Below are 17,908 nucleotides of genomic sequence, written 5' to 3' on the forward strand. Positions count from 1 at the left end.
GGACCAGGCGACATGGCGCACGCGGAAGCCGCCGCGTCCGACGACGCGGACGGGGAGTCGCGGGCCCTCCCGCACGGACCAGGCGACATGGCGCACGCGAAGGCCGCCGCGCCTCGGTGACATGGACCGGGAGCGGCGGGTGATCCGGCACAGGCGGTCCGGCACAGGCGGTCCGGCAGGAGCGACGGCCGCAGCACCCGACGACAGGAACGGGGAGTCATGCGCAATCCGGCACAGGCGCGGCGGGACGGCGCTGTCCCCGCCGAGTTCGACCGTGCCGCGGCGTGGTACGACCGGCTGGTCGCGGCCGACCCCGGCTACCACCGGCGGCTGCGGAGGTCGGCGCGTCGGCTCGGCCTCCCCCGCGGGGGTGCCGGGCTGCTCGTGCTGGACGTGGGGTGCGGGACCGGCGCGTCGACCGCCGCGCTGGCCCGGGTGCTGCCCCGCGCGCGGATCGTGGGGGTGGACGCCTCGGCGGGCATGCTCGCCGTGGCCCGCCGCAAGCCGTGGCCGCCGCGCGTGCGGTTCGTGCGGGCGCGCGCCGAGGAGCTGTCCCCGGCGGTGGTCGGCGGTGCGGCCGACGCGGTGTTCGCCGCCTACCTGCTCCGCAACTGCCCCGACCCCGACGCGACCCTCGCCGTACTCGGCTCACTGCTGCGGCCCGGAGGCCGGATGGCGCTGCACGAGTACTCGGTGGCCGACTCCCGCCCGGCGCGCTGGGTGTGGTCCGCGGTGTGCTGGTGCGTCATCATCCCCGCCGGCCGGCTGCTGACCGGCCGCGCCGCCCTCCACCGCTACCTGTGGCGCAGCGTGCTGGAGTTCGACGGCGTCGGCCGGCTGCTGCACCGGCTGCGCGCCGGGGGCTGGGCGGACGTGCGGGCGCTGCCGCTGCCGGGGTGGGCCCGCGGGATCACGCACACGTTCCTCGCCCGGCGGCCGGGGAGCGCGGCGGCTCCGGTCGGCGGATCCGCACCGGGATCCGGAGGCGGGTCACCGTGACTCTGCCCGGCCGCGACCCCCGGGCGGAGTGCGTGCCGCCGCGCCGGCCGGTTGGGCCGCCGGCCGACGACCCGCGCGCGGTGGTCGTGGGCGGCGGCATCGCCGGCCTGGCCGCCGCCGTGGCGCTGGGCGAGCGCGGCGTGCGCACGACGCTCCTGGAGCGGGAGCCGCAGCTGGGCGGACGGCTTCGGGCCTGGCCCACGACGCTGCGCGACGGCTCCACCGTGACGATGAGCCGGGGTTTCCACGCGTTCTTCCGGCAGTACTACAACCTGCGGGCGCTCCTGCGCCGCATCGACCCCGGTCTTGGCATGCTGGCGCCGCTGCCCGAGTACCCCGTGGTGCACCGGGCCGGGGCCCGCGACGGATTCGCCGGGCTGCCCGCCACGCCGCCGTGGAACGCGTTCGCCTTCGCGCTCCGCAGCCGGAGCTTCCCGGTCCGGGCGGCGGCCGGGGTGAACGTCCCGGCCGCGCTCCAGCTCCTGGATGTGGACGTGCCCGGCGTCTACCACCGCCTCGACCATGTCGACGCGGCGCGGTTGCTGCGGACGGTCCGCTTCCCCGAGCGCGCGCGGCACCTGGCGTTCGAGGTGTTCTCCCGGAGCTTCTTCGCCGATCCGCGCCGCCTCTCGGCCGCCGAACTGGCCGTCATGTTCCACCTGTACTTCCTCGGCTCCGCCGAGGGGCTGCTCTTCGACGTGCCGACGGCCCCCTTCTCCCGCGCGCTGTGGGACCCACTGGCCGGCCACCTGGCCGCCCGCGGTGTGCGGGTCGACACGGGGTGCGCGGTGACCGCGGTATCGCGGGGCGGCCCGCGCCGGTTCCGGGTGCGCCGAACCGGCGGGCCCCCGGTCCTGGCGGACGCCGTCGTCCTCGCCACGGACTCCGGCTCACTGGGCGCGCTGGCCGACGCCTCGCCGGACCTCGGCGGTCCCGCCTGGCGGCTCGGCGCCGGTCGCCTGCCGAACGCCCCGCCGTTCCTGGTGTGCCGGCTGTGGCTGGACCGCCCGGTCGCCCCCGGGCGCCCCGGTTTCCTCGGCACCGCGGGCCACCCGACGCTGGACAACGTCAGCGTGCTGGAGCGGTTCGAGGACGAGGCGGCCGACTGGGCCCGGCGCACCGGCGGGTCGGTCGTCGAACTGCACGGCTACGCGCTGCCCGAGGGCTGCTCCGCTGCCGTGGAACACCGGCGCCTGGTCGACCAGCTGCACGACGTCTACCCGGAGACGGCCCGGGCCCGGGTCGTCGACGAGCGCCACGAGCTGCGCGCCGACTGCCCGCTGTTCCCGCCCGGCGGTTTCCCGGACCGGCTCGGCGTGGCGACCCCGGACCCGTGGCTGGTGCTCGCCGGCGACCACGTCCGGGTCGACCTGCCGGTGGCGCTGATGGAGCGGGCGGCGACCAGCGGGTTCCTGGCCGCCAACGCCCTGCTGCACAGGTGGGGGCGGCCCGGCCACACGCTGTGGACGGTCCCCCGCCAGGGCAGGACGGCGGCGGCCCGTGCCCTGGCCCGGTGGGCGCGCTCCGGGTCCGGCGTAACGGACGGGAGCGGCGCGCGGCAGCGGTGACGCGGTGACGGCGGTCCGCCGGGAACCGCCCGCCGGAACCGCTCGGCCGGTGACCCGGATCGACAACACCTGGACAGGTGGTGGCTGGCGTCATCGCCGCCCGGAGCGGTCCGGCGCAGCGGCCGGTGAACCGGAAGAGGTGAGAGGGACAGACGCGGGCCGCCCGGTTGGCATCGCCGTCGTCTGCGGCGGGGGCCGGCGTCCCCTCCATCCCGCTATGTGAGCTGGCCATCCTGCGGCGGCTCCTTCCGCGTAACCGATCGGGCGCGGCCGCGCGCGGACGACCGGCAAGGCGCCATGGCAGCCGACACGCGAGCCAGCGCCCGGGACCTCAAGACGAAGGCTCTCGGCACGGGCCTGCCAGCCGGCGCGCGGACGGACGCCAGCCGATCCGGCCCCCGCGCGGGCTGACGGCGTCGGGCCGGTCCGCTCGGCATCGACCCGCTCCTCGACCCCGGCGCCGGCTACTGCGCGGTGCCCGCGAGCAGCCATCTCGTCACCGGCACTTCCAGGAGGACCCGCGCGCCGAACGGCGGCCAGACCTTGCTGGCGTCCCAGCCGTCGTACTTCTCCGCGAACGCCGCCAGCACGTCCGGCGGGAAACCGTCGCGGTGCACCGTGGCGGTGCCCTCCGCCACGACCGGGTGGAGGCCGCCGTCCAGCGCCAGTGAAACCCGGCCGTCCGCCGCGACGTTGCGCACCTTCGCGTTGCGCTCCCCGCTGCTGATCCACCAGACCAGGTCCCGGTACACGTACCAGACCGGCGTGACGTGCGGTGAACCGTCCGGACGCAGCGTGCACAGCCACGCGATCCGCTCACGCGCCATCCGGTCCTCGACGTCGGGCGGCAGCGCCAGGCGTGCGGAGTCATTGCCCATGAACCGCATTCTCCGCGATCGCGGAACGGGCGGCAGCAGCGGCCCGGGCGGCGGTCGCGCGGGCGGCAGCACCGTGCCGACCGCCGACCGCCGTGCCCACCCCTCCAACGGCCGCTCTCGCAGGCGCCCGAGCGGGACCGGCGTGCCGCAGCCGGCGCCCCCACGTCCGTGAGCACGCGGAGGGCGCGGGTCAGCGACCCGAGGAGCAGGAGGCCGGCACGATCCCCGTAACCGCTGCCCCGCATGAGCGGCCCCTCCGGCCGCGCAGCGCTCACCCCTCCGGCGGCCGCCCCGCTCGGGTGCCGAGGGTGTAGCGGCGTTCGGCGTAGGCGAGGTCGTCGCGCCACAGGCGGCGCGCCGCCGCGCCCATGAGGAGGCGGATGGCGGGGGCGAGGCGGCGGAGGATCGTGAAGCCCGGCCGGTCGGAGTACGCGATCGCGGCCTCGATGACGGCGGTACGCGGCACGCCCGCGGCGTCCACCCCGAGGGGGGTGGCGTGGGTCTCCACCACGCTGCCGGTGCCCTCGCCCTCGACGATGGTCATGACCACGGTGCGCGGCTCCGGGCAGTGGAAGGCGGCGCGCACCGGGACGCCCCAGCGGTCCGTGACGCGGAAGGCGACGTCGGCGACGAGGCGGTCGGGATCGGGGTCGCTTCCCTCGGGCACCTCCACGACGCGCAGGCCGGCGAAGGAGTACGGGTGGAACCAGGAGCCGTGCCACGGGTCCAGCCGGTTGGCGACCACGTCCGCCGGGCGGCACCGGCCGGCCAGGCTGGTCACCGCCGCGATCCGGTCCTGCGCGGCCGGGCGCTCGGGGAGCACCGGCGCCGGGAGGGGCGGCTCCCCGCCGACGCGGTCCAGGCGTACCCACGCGAGCACGCCGTCGTCGTGGACGGGGTAGGGCCGCCAGCCGGCGGTCACCGCGCCGTCGTGCCCGTCGAGCGCCAGTCCGTGCCAGCGGCAGACGAGCCGGTCGCCGTCGACCGCTCCCCGGCACAGCGGCGCCCCCAGGTGGGGGCACGCGCCCGGGCCGGCGCGCAGCTCGCCGGCGGCCGTGCGCCAGGCGACGACCTCCACACCGGCGACGGTCCGCCCGAAGGGCCGGCCGCGCCGGACCTCACCGCTGCCCGCGAGCACGTACCAGTTGCCGGAGGGCCGGCCGAGCGCACGTTTCAGCGCGGACTCGATCACGTCGGGCTTCGCGGCCCGCCACGTGGGGCGCTGGCGGGCCCACGCGGTGTCGGGCAGCCGGCGCAGTAGCGTCCGGCGACGGGGATCGGGCAGGGGCATCGTGCTCCTCCTCCGTACGGCGCTCTCGGGACGGGGCCGGACCCGGTCACGCCCCGGCCCGCCCAGCGGGCACGGGCGGTTCACGCCCCGGCCCGCCCGGTGGGCAGGCTCGCGGCCGTCCGGGCCGCGAGCGCGCGCCCGAGCGCGGGCAGCGCCACGCGGACGCGGCGCGCCGTCGGCACGGCGTGCCTGCGGGTCCAGACGTCGTAGTCGGCCTTCTGGATCTCGTCGAGGATGCCGCTGTAGAGCCGGAACGCGGTCGCCACGCACGGCCGCGCGACGGGGGCGAGCATCGCGATCCCGGGCTCGGCGGACCGGTAGACGCCGCGGTTCAGGCCGACCAGCTCGGCCAGTGCCGCGCGCACCCGGCGGTCCTGGCGCCGGGTGGTGCGGCAGTGCCGCAGCAGCGCGCGGTCGGCGCCGTAGGCCGCGAGGACGTCGGCGGGGAGGTAGACCCGCCCGCGGTCCAGGTCCTCGGCGACGTCGCGCAGGAAGTTGGTGAGCTGGAACGCCTCGCCGAGCGCCGCCGCGTAGGGGGCCGCGTGGTCGCGCGGGGCCGTCGATCCCAGCACGGGCAGCACCTGCAGGCCGATCACGGCGGCGGAGCCGTACATGTAGCGGCGGAGGTCCGCGTAGCTGGGATAGCCGGTGACGGTGAGGTCCATGCGCATGGAGGCCATGAAGGCGGTGAAGTACTCCGGATCGATGGCGTGGCGCGCGGCGGTGTCGGCGACGGCCCGGACCACCGGGCGCCGGGCGGGCGCGCCGGCCAGTGCCGCGCGGAGCTCCGCCGCCACGGCGTCCACCACCGCCGCGGGGTCGCGGACCCGGCACGCCGCCGTACCGTCCACGACGTCGTCCACCCACCGGGCGAAGCCGTACAGCGCGTGGACCGCCGGCCGCCGGTCGGGCGGCAGGACCCGGGTCGCCAGGTAGTAGGTCCGGCCGTGCCGCGCGTGCAGGGCGCGGCACCGCGCGTAGGCGGCGCGCAGGTCGGCGCCGCCGATCCCCGCCGCGTCCAGCTCGGCCTCGACCGCCCGCATCACGGCCGCCCGGTGATCCGCGCGGCCGCGAGCCGACCCGAGACCAGGACGCTCGGCACGCCCACGCCGGGGGTGGTGCCGCCCCCGGCCAGCACGGCGTTCTCGATCCCGGCGACGAGGTTGCGGGGCCGGAAGGGCCCGGTCTGGCCGACCGTGTGGGCGAGGGCGAAGGGGGTGCCGTACGCGTGCCCGGACGCGGCCCAGTCGAGCGGGGTCACCACGTGCTCGGCCGCGACCGCGTCGCCGAGGCCGGTGAGGCCGCGGTGCTCAAGGGTGCGGATGAGCGCGTCGCGGTAGCGCGGGGCCGCCTCCCGCCACCGGATACCGCCGCCGGTGCGCAGGTTCGGGCAGGGGGCGAGTACGGAGAGCAGGTGCCGCCCGTCCGGCGCGAGCCCCGGGTCGGTCGCGGTGGACTGGGTGATGAGCAGCGACGGGTCGCTCATCAGCCGCCCCTGCCGGGTGATCTCCTCGAACGTGAGCCGCCACGCGGACCCGAAGGACACCGTGTGGTGCGCGAGACCGCTCCACGTCCGGTCGGTCCCCAGGTGCAGCACCACCGCCGACGGCGCGTAGCGCAGCGGCACCGGCCGGCGCGGCGCGCGGCCGAGCAGGCGGTAGCAGGCGGTGAGGCCGGCGGTCAGGACGACGGCGTCGCACGGGATCCGCTCGCCGCCGCCGGTGCGCACCGCCGCCACCCGGCCGCCGCGGCGCTCCACCGCCGTCGCGGCGGTGCGGTAGCGCAGGTCCGCGCCGGCCTTCTCCGCGGCTCCGGCCAGCGCCTCGCCCAGCGCCCGCATCCCGCCGCGCGGGAAGTGCACGCCGGCGACGGTGTCCATGTAGGCGATGACGGCGTAGGCCGCGAGCGCGCGGTGCGGCGGCACGCCCGCGTAGAGGGACTGGAAGGTGAAGACCCGCCGCAGGCGCTCGTCGGAGAGGAAGCGGCCGACCGCCCGGTCCAGCCGCCCGAACCCGCCCAGGGCGGCGAGCCGCGCGAGGTCGGGGGTGAGCAGGTCGAGCGGCGAGTCGAAGTTGGCGTCGATGAACCGGCGCATCTGGAGGTCGTACATCCGGCGCAGCCAGCCGCGCAGCCGCAGGTACCCGGCCGCCTCCCGGGGACCGGCGACGCGGGCGACCTCGACGGCCATGGCCTCGGCGCCGGTGTGGACGTCCAGCGCCGTCCCGTCGGCGAAGGCGGCGCGGTAGGCGGGGGACAGCTCGACGAGGTCGAGCCGCTCCCGCGCCGACTCCCCGACCGCCGCGAACGCCTGGTCCAGGAGGTGCGGCATGGTCAGGACGGTGGGTCCGGTGTCGATCCGGAACCCGTCGACGTCGAGCCGCCCGGCGCAGCCGCCGGGCCCGGCCGTGCGCTCCAGCAGCGTCACCTCGCGCCCGGCGCCGAGCAGGTGCAGCGCGGCGGACAGCCCGGACAGGCCCGCCCCGACCACCACGACGTGGTCCGTGCGGCCGGGCACCGTGCGCATCGTCGTCACGATGCCGCCTCCGCTCTCCCGGCCGCGGCGGGGGCTCCGGGGTCCCGGGCGGCACCACCGGGCCCGCGGCCGGCGCCGGGGCCGGCGGAGCGTCCGGCGGAGCCGGAGTCCTGCGGGGAGCGGGCAGCCGCGCCGGGCCGGCTCCGCTGTCCGCCGCTGCCCGGACGGTGCTTGGCGTACTCGTCCCCGGGGACCTCGCCGCCACCCGGCCCGATCCGGCGGCCGGACCCCGGCCGAAGTCGGCCGGCCGGCCGGTCCGGCCGCCCGGACGCCCAGCGGAGCCGGCCACGGTTCCGGAGCGCGGCCCGGGCTTCCCCGACCACACCGCCGACAGCACCGCCGACAGCACCATCGACAGCACCGCCGACCGCGCCGGGACGCCTCCGAGAGTGCCGCCCGCCGACCACCCGGCGCGGGACGCTCGGGCGCGGCCGGTGCGGCGTCACTGGTCGCGCTCCGCGGCGCGGTGCGCGAGCCGGGCGAGCGCGTCGCGCGCGGCCGCGTCGATCCGCACCGCGCCGAGCCGGCGGACGCCGCGCCGGACCAGCCGGTCGACGTGCGCCTCGACAGCGTCGCGGGCGCCGAGGCCGTCGAGCACCACCCGGACGGCGGCGAGGTCGGCGGCGGTGAGACCTCGGTCGCCGACCGCGGAGCGCAGCGTGTCCAGGGCGGCGGCGTCCCCGCGTTCGCGCGCCCGGCGCAGGCCGGCGGCGAGCAGCAGGGTGCGCTTGCCCTCGCGCAGGTCGTCGCCCACCGGCTTGCCGGTCCGGGCCGGATCGCCGTAGACACCGAGCAGGTCGTCGCGCAGCTGGAAGGCGGTGCCGATGTCGCGGCCGTAGCCGCGCAGCGCCTCGACGCGGGCCGGGTCCGCCCCGGCGAGCGCGGCACCGAAGTGCAGAGGCCGCTCCACGCTGTAGGCGGCGGTCTTGAGCACCGCCACCCGCAGGGCCGCGGACTCCGCCTCCTCCCCGCGGGCCTGGGCGGCGAGGTCGAGGAACTGGCCGGCCACCATCTCGGTCCGCATCGCCCGCCACGGCTCGCGGACCCGGACCCGCGCGCTCGGCTCGCCGAGGGCGGCGTCGAGGGCGTCGAGGGCCTCGTCGAGGAGGTCGTCGGCCCACACCAGCGCCAGGTCGCCGACGAGCACGGCCAGGGCCTCCCCGTAGCGCCGCGCGTCACCCGACCACGCGCCGGCGCGGTGCTCGGCGGCGAAGGCGGCGTGTGCGGCGGGCCGGCCGCGGCGCAGCGCCGAACCGTCCATGACGTCGTCGTGGACGAGCGCGCAGGACTGGATCAGTTCGAGGGCGGAGGCCGCCCGCAGCGCCGCGGTGGCCGCCGGACCGTGCGCGGCCCCGCCCGCGGCGCGCCACCCCCACCACGCGAAGAGCGGCCGCGTCCGCTTGCCGCCGTCCACGGTGAACCGGACCAGCCAGTCGACGACGGTCGCGGCGAACGGCGGAGCGACCGCACCGGCGGCGCGCGCCCGGGCGGCGAGGTGGTCCGCCAGGTGCTCGCGGACGCGCCGCACCACGAGGTCGTCGTCCGCCGGCGGCCCGGTGTCGGCGGGCGCCGGATCGGAGCTCGCTCGGAGCATGCCGCACCTCCCAGTCGCACGCGCCGTGACCGGGGTGCACGCCACCCGCGGCTCGGATGCTGCTAGCGCGAGCGGCGGCGTTCAAACATCGAGGACGGGCGGAACGTGCGTGGGCCCGGGCGCGGCGGTCGGCACCGCGCCGCCGCGCGCACCCGCCACCGTCACACGCCGTCACCGCGGTCGTACCCGCCGCTGCTTCCCCAAGTCGGCCCGGGGCGGGCCGCGCGGGCCGCCTGACCCGGTGCCGCGGACCCCCGCATTCGCGACGGTTTCGTGACCGAAGGGCATTGATTCCGGCGGCGTGTTCTGGTTTGCTGCGTTCGATCTATCGTTCTCCCGACAGCGCCGATCCCGCCGCCCCCGCTCGCCCCCCGCGAGGTCCCTCGGGCGCGACCGAATCCGCCGCCGGACCACGGAGAGTGACGACCGTGCCGTGCGACGCCTGTCGGCCGCTGCCCTCGGGCCCAGGGAGACGCCTCCGGGTGCGCGGCGGCCGAACGCGCGGTCCGCGGTTCCGGCGTCCGCCGCCGACTGCCTCCGGACCGCATAACCCCGCTCCGTCGCCAGTCCACCCCGCTCGGCTGGCCCTAGGTGAACAGGAGTCGAGGCACCGTGCGAGAGCGCATCGTCGCGGCGGCCCGGAGGCTGCGGTCAGGCTCGGGCGCGTCCGGTGTCACCACGGTCGTACTCGCCGTCGCGCTCGTCTGCACGGTGTTCGGCGCCGGGGCGCTCGGGCGCGCGGACGAGATGTCGGACGGCAACGTCTGGCTGTGGAGCAGCCTCACCGGTGAGATCAGCCGGGTGAACGGGCACAGCGGCCAGGTCGATCTCGTCTCGCGGCTGCCCGAATCCGCCGGCGACCGGGTCCGGGTCACCCAGAACGACCAGTACCTCATCCTGCACGACCTCGACACCGGGCGGATGACGGCGATCGACCTCAACCGGATGGGGTTCTCCGGGCGGGTCGACCTCGGGGGGAACGGGGACTTCACGCTGGCGCTCGGCGAGGACACCGCGGTGGTCATCGACCGCCGGACCGGGGAAGTCCAGCCGGTCGACCCGGCGACCCTGCAGAGCACCGGGGAGCGCGTGCGCATGCCCGCTCCCCTGGTCGGCGGCGCGTTCGACGACGAGGGCGCGCTGTGGCTGGGCGTGCCCAGCCAGGGCACCGTCGCCGGGGTCGCGGCCTCCGAGGGCGAGGTGGAGGTCGCGCGCACGGTCGCGGTGGCCGATCCCGGTGACGACCTCGCCGTGAGTGCCCTGGACCGCGGCTCGCTCACCGTGAACCGGTCGGACGACGAGCTCACGGCGGTGACCGGGACCGGCGACCCGGTGGTGGTGCCGTCGCCGATCCCGCTGGACGACGCGACGGTCCCGGACCGCACGACCGGCGACCTCCTCGCCGTGACGTCGCCCGAGGCCGGGCGGATCCTCACACTCTCGGGCATCGAGGGCGGCGAGCCCGAGCTGGGCTCCATCACGGTCGACCTCGGCGACGCCGGCACCGCGGTGCCCTACGAGGGACGGGTCTACCTGCCGTTCGCCAAGGAGGGCCTGGTGCGCGTCTACGCGCCGGACGGCGTGGAGGAGCAGGTTGTCACCGTCCCGGACGCCGAGGGCGACCTGGAGGTGGAGGTCCGCGAGGGCCACCTGTTCGTCAACGCCCCGGACTCCCGGTCGGCCGTCGTTGTGGACCCGTCCGGGCGGGCGCGCGTCATCGACAAGTACGCGCCGCCGCCCGGCCCCGGCGGCGACCCGGCCGAACCGGGCAGCATCACCGATCCGCTGCCGGCGGCCGAGCCGCCCGCGTCGGACCCCGGCCCGGACGCGCCCGCACCGCCCGCCGAGGGCGACGGCGAGGACGGCGGACTGCCGCTGCCGGGCCTCCCCTCGGCCGGGCCGGGCACACCGCCCCGGCCGGAGCCGGAGGAGTCAGAGGAACCCGAGGAGCCGGAGACCGGCGAGGCCCCGGGCGCCCCCACCCCCGTCTCGCACGAGGCGGGGGACGGCTCCGTGACGCTGTCCTGGTCCGCGGCCTACTCCCCCGACGCCCCGGTCCAGCGCTACGTCGTCACCTGGGACGGCGGCCGCACCACCGTCGGCGGTGACGAGCTCGGCACGACGATCACCGGCCTGGCCAACGGAACCGCGTACCGGTTCCGGGTCACCGCCACCAACCGGTACGGCACCGGGCCCGCCGCGCAGTCGGCCGAGGTCACGCCGTCGCGGGGCGCGCCCGCGGCGCCCGACTGGGTGAGCGCCGAAGCCGGCGGCGACGGGACGGCCACCGTGACATGGGCTCCGGTGGACGGCGCCGTCGACTACCTCGTCAGCACGCAGGCCGACCCGGCCGCCGACGTCGCCGACCGCACGTCCACCGGCACCTCCGTGGAGGTGACCGGGCTGCGTCCGGGCTCCACCTACACGTTCAGCGTGGTCGCGCGCGGCGAGGGCGGCGTGAGCGGCGAGGCCGCGAGCAGCGCTCCCCTCACGCTGCCCGAGACCGAGCTCGGCGCGCCCGCCGAGGTGTCCTTCCAGGTGTCGGGCGGGACGATCGCCGTCACCTGGTCCGCGGTCGAGGGCGCGGCCCAGTACCGTGTGTCCCCCGGCGGCGACGGCGCCATATCCCTGGAGACGGCGACCGTCTCGGGCACGTCGCACTCCTACCAGCGCACCTCGGGCCGCTGCTTCTCGTTCACCGTGCACGCGGTCGGCTCCGACGGGACGGCCGCCGCGACCGGCACCACCAGCCCGGCGTCCTGCGTCCTGGACTTCGGCTGACCCGACCGGCGTGCGACCCGGCACGTCCCGCATCCGCGCAGAGAGAGGACCGTCAGTGACCACCGCGCCCGACATCGCGCCCGGCGACCGCACCGGGGCACCGCCCCTCACCGCCGAGGAGGTGGCCGCGCACGCCGCCGACTTCGAGCGCATCGCGGCCGCCGTGCGGCGGACGGTGCTCGGCAAGGCCGACGTCGTGCGGCTGGCGCTCACGGCTCTGCTGTCCGACGGCCACATCCTGCTGGAGGACGTACCCGGGGTCGGCAAGACGACGCTGGCCCGCGCCATCGCGGCCTGCGCCGGCGCGGACTGGCGGCGCATCCAGTTCACGCCGGACCTGCTGCCCTCCGACGTCACCGGGGTCACCGTCTTCAACCAGGCGGAGCACACGTTCGAGTTCCACCCCGGGCCGGTGTTCGCCGCGATCGTGATCGCCGACGAGATCAACCGCGCCTCCCCCAAGACCCAGGCCGCCCTGCTGGAGGTCATGGAGGAGCGCTACGTCACGGTCGACGGCGTGCGGCACCCGGTGCCGGCGCCCTTCCTCGTGGTGGCGACGCAGAACCCGGTCGAGATGGACGGCACCTACCGGCTGCCCGAGGCCCAGCTCGACCGGTTCCTCGTCCGGCTCTCCCTCGGCTACCTGGACTCGGCGGCGGAACTCGCCGTCCTGCGCGGCGACCGCCTGGCGTCGCCGGAGGACCTCGACGCCGTGACGGACACCGCCGGGATCGCCCGGCTCGCGGCCGCCGCGCGGCGGGTGCACATCCATGACGCGATCTTCGAGTACGTGCTCCGGCTGGCCCAGGCCACCCGCGACCACGCCGAGCTGCGGGTGGGCCTGTCCACCCGGGCCACGCTGGCGCTCACCGGCGCCGCCCGGACCGCCGCGCTCGCCGAGGGGCGCCCCTTCGTCGTGCCCGAGGACGTCAAGCGCCTGGCCGTCCCGGTGTGGGCGCACCGGCTGGTCCTCACGTCCGAGGCGGCGGTGGGCGGCCGGGACGCCGCGACGCTGCTGTCGGAGATCCTCGACGCCACGCCAGCGCCGCAGCCGGTGCGGACGGGGGCCTGAGTGCCGGCCCGGGGCGCGCGGACGACGGCGGGGTGGCGCTGATGCCGACGGCGCGGGGATGGGCGGTGGCCGGCTGCGGCGCGGCGCTGCTGGTGCTCGGCGTGCTCTCGGGCTACCGAGAGCTGGCCGTGCTCGGCGCCGCCGCCCCGCTCGTGGTCGCCGTCGCGGTGCTGCTCGCGCGGCCCCCGGGGCGGGTCACCGTGCACCGGTCGCTGCCCGCGCCGCGCGTCGCGCCGGGGACCGCGATCCCGGTGGAGCTGGCGCTGGGCGCCGACGGCCGCCGGCTGCCGCGGCTGGCCGAGCGCGTCGCCGCCCTCGGGGAGGAGCAGGCACTGGCCCTGCCCGCGGCGGGTGCCGGCGGCGGCGTCGGCTACCGGCTGACGGCGGAGCGGCGCGGGGTCGTCGAGCTGGGACCGCTCCGGGCCCGGCGCTCCGACCCGTTCGGGCTGGCGGCGGCCGACCGCCGCTACGGCGGTGTCGACCGGGTGTGGGTGCACCCGCGGTGGACGGCGCTGCGCTCGCTGCCGGTCGGCCGGGTGGCCGACCCGGACGGCGTGCTGGACGGCGCCAGGAGCGGGAACCTCACGTTCCACGCCCTGCGTGACTACGTGCTGGGCGACGACCTGCGGCACGTGCACTGGCGCAGTTCGGCGCGGCAGGGCAAGCTCGTGGTCCGCGAGTACATCGACACCTCCCACGCCCGGCTGGCGGTGCTCGTGGACGACCGCGCCTCGGCGGCCGACCGCGACACGCTGGACGCGGTGGCGGAGGCGGCGGCGTCCGTCGCGGTGACGGCCGTCCGCTCGGGACTGCGCTGCGACCTCCGGCTGGTCAGCGGGCCGTCCCGCGACGGCGCGGCCGGCGTCCCGCGCCTGCTCGACCTGCTCGCCGAGGCCGAGCCGAGCCCCGATGCCGACCTCGCCCACGCCTGCCGCACCCTGCGCACCCGGCGCGCCGGCGACACGGTGGTCCTGGTCGGCGGCGCGCTGTCCGACGGCGACCTCCGCGTGTTCGCGGAGCTGCGCGACTGCTGCCCCGGCCTGGTCGCCGTCACGCTGGGCACCACCCGCGCGGCCGCTCCCCCGGGGGTGACGGTCCTCGCGGCCGCGACGCCGGCGGACTTCGTCCGGCAGTGGAACGAGGCCCCATGGGCGCGGTAGCGGCGGGCACGAGCGGCACGGGCACCGGGCGACCCGCGGCCGGGCCCGCGCCGGCCATGGACGCCAGCCCGGCTCCGGTAGCGGGCACCGCCGCCGGCTGCCCTGGTGGGGCGCGGGGGGATGCCGTGCCCGAGGCCGTCCGGCGTCCCGCACCGGCCGCCGCCGGTGCGCGCTGGACGGCCGGTGCACGGGCGGCGGACGACGGAACGTCGGCGGCGCCCGCGAGCAACCGGACTCCGCGGCACCGCCTCGCCGGACAACCGCCGACCCGCGCAGGCCGAGGGGCTAGTGGGCCGGCGGCTGGGGAGTGCCGCCGACCGGCCCCGCCCCGCCGGGCCTGCGGAGAGCCCGCCGATGGAGTGTTCCGGGAGGCGGTGCTGACGAGCACGGACGGCCAGGCGGCCGTGGCACGGGACGCCACCCCGATGAGGGTCCCGGGCAGCCGGAGCGCGGGAGGTCCCCCCACTGGAGGACCACCGGCCAGTCCAGCCATCCTGAGAACGGGCGACCACCCTCCGCTGCGGCACGGCGGCCGGAGCGGCGCGGCTCGGAACTTCGTGGGAGCGGCCGTGCCGCACCGGGCGGCGGGAGCCGGCCGGCGGGCCGCCGCGGAGCCCACCACCGGGACGTGCCCGGCACTGCTCCCACCGAGCACGGACGGCCGCGCGGCGGCCCCGGCGAGCGGCGCGGGAACGGGGCGGCTCGCCGTTGGGCGTCCGGCGGCCATGGCGGCGGGCCGGACTCCGGCGCCGGCTGCCCGGATCGCCGCACGGAACGGTCGGCCCGCGGAGGTGCGGGCCGGGGCAGTCGGGGTCCGACGGGACCGAGGAGCGGTGGGTGTTCCGCGCGCTGTCCCAAGCTCCGCCGCCGGTGCGCGTCACATGGCACGGGCGGCGGAACCGGAGTGGGGTGAGGTGCCATGGGCGCGGTGACCGTGGAACGCCCGGCGCCGGCCGCGGCGCCGCGCCCGTCCGCGCGGGGCGAGGGGGCGGCGCGGCGGCCCCGCGGCGGAGTGCGGCCGCTCGCCGGGGCGCTGTTCCTCGTCGCGGCGACCGCGGCCGGCGGGGTGGCGCTCGCGCCGTCCTACGCCGAACCCGGTGCCCTGCGGGCCGTGCTCGGCGCCGCGGCGGCGGTGAGCGTCGCCGTCACACTGCTGCTCTCGGCCCGCACGGGCGCCGTGCCGGCGCTGCTGGGCGGCTTTCCCGTCGCCCTGGGCGGCGTGGTCGGGGTGGCGCTGTGGCGACCGCCGATCACCGGGTTCTCCGTCGAGCAGGTGGCCTCCGCACTGGTGCACTCCGGCGCGCGCATCCTGACCAGCGCGGCCCCCACGCCGGTCAACGTCGACACGCTCACCCTGCCGCTGCTCGCCACCTGGCTGGCCGGCGCGGCGGCGGCCCTGATGTGGCACGGGCGGCGCACGGCCGTGGCGCTCCTGCCCGCGGTGCTGCTCCTCGTCGGCGCGGTGGTGCTGAACGGGCCGGTCGCGCCGCCCGCGTACCCGGCCGCCGGGTTGCTGGCTGCCGCCGCCGCGGGGCTGTTCGCGGTCTCCGGGACGAAGGTGCGGGACGCGCGGGGCGGCGGCGCCGTCCGGGTGAGCCTGTCGGCGCCGGGCGGCGGGACGGCGGCGACCCGCGGATCGACGCTGGCGCGGGTGCTGGGCGCGGCCGGGCTCGCCCTGCTGGCGGTGCTGCTGACCACGGTCGCCGGGCCGCTGACCGTCTCCGGATGGCAGGCCCGCCCGCATGACCCCCGCTCGGCGCTGGAGCCGCCCACTCCGCCCGCGCCGGCGCTGAACCCGCTCAGCTACCTGCCGGAGTGGGCGGCCGAGCCCGACCAGCCGCTGCTCACCGTCCGGGCGGACGAGCCGACCCGGCTGCGCTGGGTCGCGCTCGGCGACTTCACCGGGACGACCTGGCTGCCGGAGAGCGGATACCGGTCGGCCGGGACCGCGCTGCCCGCACCGGTGCCCCCGCCGCCGAACGCCACGGAGGCCGCCGTGGAGATCGCGGTGGGCGAGGAGCTGCCCGGCGACTGGCTGCCGGTGCCGGGCGCCCCGCGCGCGATCGACGCCCCCGGCATCGGCTTCGACGCGGTCTCCGGGACCGTGGCGGCGCTGGACGGGCCCGCGGCGGGGCGCAGCTACGCGGTGACCGGCGAGGTCGGCCACTGGCGGGCGGCGGAGATGGCGGACGCGCGCGTACCGTCGGACACGGCGCTGGACCGGTACCGGCAACTGCCCGCCGGAGCGCCCGCCCTCGTCACCGAGATCGCGGCGGAGATCGCGGCGAGCGGGCCGCCGCACGCGCGGGCTGAGGCGATCGCCGGCTACCTGCGCGAGACCTACACCTTCGACCCGGAGGTGCCGGGCGGGCATGGCTACGCCAATCTCGCCAACCTGCTGGTGCCGCCCGGTGAGGACGGCGGCGGCGGCACGTCGGAGCAGTTCGCGAGCGCGTTCGCGGTGCTCGCCCGCGCGGCGGGGCTGCCGAGCCGCGTCGTCGTCGGCTTCGGCCCCGGCGATGCCACCGGCGAGAACGAGTTCCGCGTCTACTCCGGTGACGCCGTCGCGTGGGGCGAGGTGTATCTGTCCGGGTTCGGCTGGGTGCCGTTCGACGTCACTCCCGGCGGCGAGGAGCCGGGCGGCTCCACCGCCCCGGAGCCCCAGTCGGCCGAGGCGTCGGACCCGGCCGAGCCGGAGAGCACCCCCGACCCGCCGGAGGACGACGAGCCCGCGACGTCCGCTGCCGGCGACGCGGCCGGCCCCCGCTGGGGTGTGCTCGCCGCCGCGGTGGCCGGTGTCGTGCTCGGCCTGGCCGGGCTCGCCCTCGTGGGCGTGCCGGCCCTGCGGCGGCTGCGGACGCACCGCCGGCTCGCGGCTCCCGATCCCGGCGACCGCGTGCTCGGCGCCTGGCGGGAGCTGCGCGACGGGGTGCGGCTCGCCGGAGCGCCCGTGCCGGTATCCAGCACGGCCGCCGAGACGGTGGCCCTGGCCGTCGACCTGCTGCCGCCCACCGCCGGCTCGGGACACCGGCTGCGCGAACTGGCCCACGCCGTCAACATCGTCGGCTTCGCGGCGACCGGCTGGCTCACCGCCGACGCCGCCGCCCGCATCGTGGCCGACACGCGCGGCTACCTGGCGGAGCTGCGGGCCGGGCAGCGCCGACTCCGCCGACTGACCTGGTGGCTGGATCCGCGCCCCCTGTTCTGGCGGGCGCCGTGAGCCGGCCCGTTCCCCGCCCCTCCCCCGCGAAGGAGTGACCGTGCGAACTGTCAGGACGAGATGGACGGCGGCAGCCGGGGTGGTCACCGCCCTGATCTCCGCGACCGTGCTGTCGTCGGCGAGCGCCGCCCAGGGCGCGACCCCCGAGGGGTTGTGCGGCACCGGATTCGGCGTCGTCAACTCCCAGGCGCTGCCGAACGGCGCCGGCACCGTCTACCTGCTGTACAACAACGGCAGCGGCGAGAACTGCGCCGTCACGCTGCGGAGCGGTTCCGGCGGCGCCGTCTACATGGACGTCGGGCTCCGGCACGCCGGTGACAGCTCGACCGCCACGTGGGACCACGGCAGCTTCGCCCAGTACGCCGGGCCGGTCTACCTGCAGGCCGCCGGCATCTGCGTCGACTGGAGCGGCGCGATCGGCGACCGCTCGATCACCGTCCGCGAGACCAACTGCGGCGCGTGACACGGCCCGCCCCGGCCGCAGGAGCGCCGCGCGCGCTGTCGCCGCCCAGTCGCGGCCGGCGCCGGGGTCCTCGGCCGTGTTTGTTGAGCGGGTGAGGTCGTGTAGCCGGATGCGGGTGGAGGGGACCTGGGCGGTTGCGTCATCGGCCGCGGTCCTCGTGCCGTACCTGGTCGCGACCGCATGGTTCTGCTTGAGCAGGTTGGTCGATCTCTCGGCGCTGGTGCGGCCGCGGTAGGCGGCCCGGTCGAAGGCCGGAGGGCGCCCGCCCGCTCGCCGATCCGCGCCTGGGGGCGGTTCTCGCGCTGGTCGGTGGGCTGGGGGATGGTCGCCGTGATGTCGCGGCGGGCGC

The 17,908-nt window shown here is 77.9% G+C and carries 12 protein-coding genes; 7 read left to right on the plus strand and 5 right to left on the minus strand.

Features of this window, described 5'->3' with window-relative positions:
* Nucleotides 1–219: 219 nt before the first annotated feature.
* Complete coding sequence (locus DEF28_RS19830; RefSeq protein WP_114398539.1) at nucleotides 220–999, plus strand: methyltransferase domain-containing protein; 780 nt, start codon at nucleotides 220–222, stop codon at nucleotides 997–999.
* Nucleotides 996–2,567, plus strand: coding sequence for an FAD-dependent oxidoreductase (locus DEF28_RS19835; RefSeq protein WP_114398540.1), 1,572 nt, complete (start codon nucleotides 996–998; stop codon nucleotides 2,565–2,567). The genes DEF28_RS19830 and DEF28_RS19835 overlap by 4 nt, the downstream gene beginning before the upstream one ends.
* 464 nt (nucleotides 2,568–3,031) lie before the next feature.
* Here the strand turns inward: DEF28_RS19835 and DEF28_RS19840 are convergent, their stop codons facing one another.
* The 5 genes from DEF28_RS19840 to DEF28_RS19860 form a co-directional block, all read right to left on the minus strand.
* Nucleotides 3,032–3,445: a pyridoxamine 5'-phosphate oxidase family protein gene (locus DEF28_RS19840; RefSeq protein ID WP_114398564.1), complete on the minus strand. Its 414-nt coding sequence runs from the start codon at nucleotides 3,443–3,445 to the stop codon at nucleotides 3,032–3,034.
* A gap of 271 nt (nucleotides 3,446–3,716) precedes the next feature.
* Entirely contained in the window at nucleotides 3,717–4,736 is a 1,020-nt protein-coding gene (locus DEF28_RS19845; protein WP_114398541.1) for a DUF5914 domain-containing protein, read from the minus strand.
* Between the two features lie 80 nt (nucleotides 4,737–4,816).
* Nucleotides 4,817–5,779, minus strand: a complete 963-nt coding sequence (locus DEF28_RS19850; RefSeq protein WP_114398542.1) for a phytoene/squalene synthase family protein — start codon at nucleotides 5,777–5,779, stop codon at nucleotides 4,817–4,819.
* Nucleotides 5,779–7,260, minus strand: a complete 1,482-nt coding sequence (gene crtI / locus DEF28_RS19855; RefSeq protein ID WP_114398543.1) for a phytoene desaturase family protein — start codon at nucleotides 7,258–7,260, stop codon at nucleotides 5,779–5,781. The genes DEF28_RS19850 and crtI overlap by 1 nt, the downstream gene beginning before the upstream one ends.
* Nucleotides 7,261–7,711: 451 nt before the next feature.
* Nucleotides 7,712–8,863: a polyprenyl synthetase family protein gene (locus DEF28_RS19860; protein WP_114398544.1), complete on the minus strand. Its 1,152-nt coding sequence runs from the start codon at nucleotides 8,861–8,863 to the stop codon at nucleotides 7,712–7,714.
* A gap of 612 nt (nucleotides 8,864–9,475) precedes the next feature.
* On the opposite strand from DEF28_RS19860, the gene DEF28_RS19865 reads away from it, so the two are divergent.
* From DEF28_RS19865 to DEF28_RS19885, 5 genes are all read left to right on the plus strand, one after another.
* Entirely contained in the window at nucleotides 9,476–11,644 is a 2,169-nt protein-coding gene (locus DEF28_RS19865; RefSeq protein ID WP_233515422.1) for a fibronectin type III domain-containing protein, read from the plus strand.
* A gap of 55 nt (nucleotides 11,645–11,699) precedes the next feature.
* Nucleotides 11,700–12,716 (plus strand): AAA family ATPase, encoded by a 1,017-nt coding sequence (locus DEF28_RS19870; RefSeq protein ID WP_233515423.1) that lies wholly within the window; start codon nucleotides 11,700–11,702, stop codon nucleotides 12,714–12,716.
* Between the two features lie 41 nt (nucleotides 12,717–12,757).
* On the plus strand, nucleotides 12,758–13,876 hold the full coding sequence (locus DEF28_RS19875; protein WP_114398566.1) for a DUF58 domain-containing protein: 1,119 nt from the start codon (nucleotides 12,758–12,760) through the stop codon (nucleotides 13,874–13,876).
* Between the two features lie 919 nt (nucleotides 13,877–14,795).
* Entirely contained in the window at nucleotides 14,796–17,096 is a 2,301-nt protein-coding gene (locus DEF28_RS19880; RefSeq protein ID WP_114398546.1) for a DUF3488 and transglutaminase-like domain-containing protein, read from the plus strand.
* A 40-nt stretch (nucleotides 17,097–17,136) separates the two neighbouring features.
* Complete coding sequence (locus DEF28_RS19885; RefSeq protein WP_114398547.1) at nucleotides 17,137–17,559, plus strand: spore-associated protein; 423 nt, start codon at nucleotides 17,137–17,139, stop codon at nucleotides 17,557–17,559.
* Nucleotides 17,560–17,908: the final 349 nt, after the last annotated feature.

The sequence above is a fragment of the Marinitenerispora sediminis genome (assembly GCF_003336425.1).
Classification (GTDB): Bacteria; Actinomycetota; Actinomycetes; order Streptosporangiales; family Streptosporangiaceae; genus Marinitenerispora; species Marinitenerispora sediminis.

Bases quoted from the DNA above. Each gene is read 5' to 3' on its own strand.
- DEF28_RS19875 (WP_114398566.1), top strand. From the start codon at position 12,758: ATGCCGACGGCGCGGGGATGGGCGGTGGCCGGCTGCGGCGCGGCGCTG.
- DEF28_RS19880 (WP_114398546.1), top strand. From the start codon at position 14,796: ATGGGCGCGGTGACCGTGGAACGCCCGGCGCCGGCCGCGGCGCCGCGC.
- DEF28_RS19840 (WP_114398564.1), bottom strand. From the start codon at position 3,445: ATGGGCAATGACTCCGCACGCCTGGCGCTGCCGCCCGACGTCGAGGAC.
- crtI (WP_114398543.1), bottom strand. From the start codon at position 7,260: ATGCGCACGGTGCCCGGCCGCACGGACCACGTCGTGGTGGTCGGGGCG.
- DEF28_RS19850 (WP_114398542.1), bottom strand. From the start codon at position 5,779: ATGCGGGCGGTCGAGGCCGAGCTGGACGCGGCGGGGATCGGCGGCGCC.
- DEF28_RS19845 (WP_114398541.1), bottom strand. From the start codon at position 4,736: ATGCCCCTGCCCGATCCCCGTCGCCGGACGCTACTGCGCCGGCTGCCC.
- DEF28_RS19830 (WP_114398539.1), top strand. From the start codon at position 220: ATGCGCAATCCGGCACAGGCGCGGCGGGACGGCGCTGTCCCCGCCGAG.
- DEF28_RS19860 (WP_114398544.1), bottom strand. From the start codon at position 8,863: ATGCTCCGAGCGAGCTCCGATCCGGCGCCCGCCGACACCGGGCCGCCG.